This is a genomic window from Neisseria sp. P0006.S004, from assembly GCF_051963015.1.
In the GTDB taxonomy this organism is placed as follows: Bacteria; Pseudomonadota; Gammaproteobacteria; order Burkholderiales; family Neisseriaceae; genus Neisseria.
The window spans coordinates 1-466 of sequence record NZ_JBQCUS010000025.1; the positions used below are offsets into that span (position 1 = coordinate 1).

At 57.5% G+C, this 466-nt stretch carries 1 pseudogene; it reads right to left on the reverse strand.

Annotated features, from left to right (window positions below):
* Positions 1-405 (reverse strand): annotated as a pseudogene (locus ACTHR2_RS10530) (hypothetical protein); the annotation flags it as partial.
* Between the last annotated feature and the right edge of the window lie 61 nt (positions 406-466).

A 466-nucleotide genomic window follows, 5' to 3' on the forward strand; every position in this document is an offset into this window, starting at 1 on the left:
GGTACGGTTGCCGTTGAAGTCGTAGTGGTAGAGGATGCTTTCGGTAACGGGCAGGTACAGCATGTCGTACTGCGCATCGCGCCAGTCGGTTTCGGGCAATCCGTTTCGGGCATTCTCTTCCTTAGTCGGTACCCTCCATTGGTGCTGGCCGATGATTTGGCCGTTGCCGTTGTAGTCGAAGCAGGTAATGCTGTGGCTGTTGGCGGCACGGACGAGGTTGCCGTCCAGGTCGTATTGGTAAACGGTTTCCTGAACCTTGTCGTTGTTGCGGGCGAGGGTATGGATTAAGCGTCCCAATACATCGCGTTTGAACTCGGTAGTCCGCAGCGGGGTTTGGCCGTCGAGGCCGTCTGAAAGCGGGGCGGCTTCTTTTTTGGGAACGGGTTGTTCGCCCAGCTGCGCCATCAGTTTGGCGGCAAGGGAGGCTTCGTCGCCGAATTCACGCTGTTCAATCAGTTCGTTGCCG